Source organism: Terrisporobacter petrolearius, from assembly GCF_020748185.1.
Lineage (GTDB): Bacteria > Bacillota > Clostridia > Peptostreptococcales > Peptostreptococcaceae > Terrisporobacter > Terrisporobacter petrolearius.
The window spans coordinates 1-485 of record NZ_JAHZMO010000149.1 but is presented as its reverse complement, the minus strand read 5'-3'; the positions used below and the strand labels follow the sequence as shown (position 1 = coordinate 485).

1 protein-coding gene is annotated in these 485 nt (G+C 53.0%); it reads right to left on the bottom strand.

Going from position 1 to position 485, the window contains the following annotated elements; all coding sequences use genetic code 11:
• The coding region (locus K0040_RS22465) for a pyruvate formate lyase family protein (RefSeq protein WP_272491586.1) at positions 1–485 on the bottom strand (485 nt) is incomplete at both ends.

Below are 485 nucleotides of genomic sequence, written 5' to 3'. Positions count from 1 at the left end.
GGATCGCGTAAGAGAGTGGATTCACCGCGTCCATTGGTTGACCATCAACCAGAGTTTGTCCGCCAATGGTGACGTTCTGATACAGAGGACTTCCCGCAGAGGCTTTTGAGTGTGAGCCTGAGCGGATTTTGTTCACTTCCAGCAGTTTCAGCCAGCAGCTATGCAGCATCTCGATGGCGTGTTCGCGATCCAGCGTCTGGTTGAGTTCAACGTCGCGGCGATAGTACGGGTAGAGATACTGGTCCATACTACCAAACGATACCGAGGGACCGTTAGATTCGATCTGCAAAATCAATTGGATGAAGTAACACAGTTGCAGCGCCTGCCAGAAAGTCTGCGGCGGCTGGTGGGCGATAAGATCGCAGTTTTCTGCCATCGTCAGCAGTTCATCGCGACGGCTTTCGCGAGTTTCGGTAGCAGCCATTTCACGCGCCAGGGCAGTGAAACGTTCAATGTGTTCACTGACTGCCACCAGCACGATATCA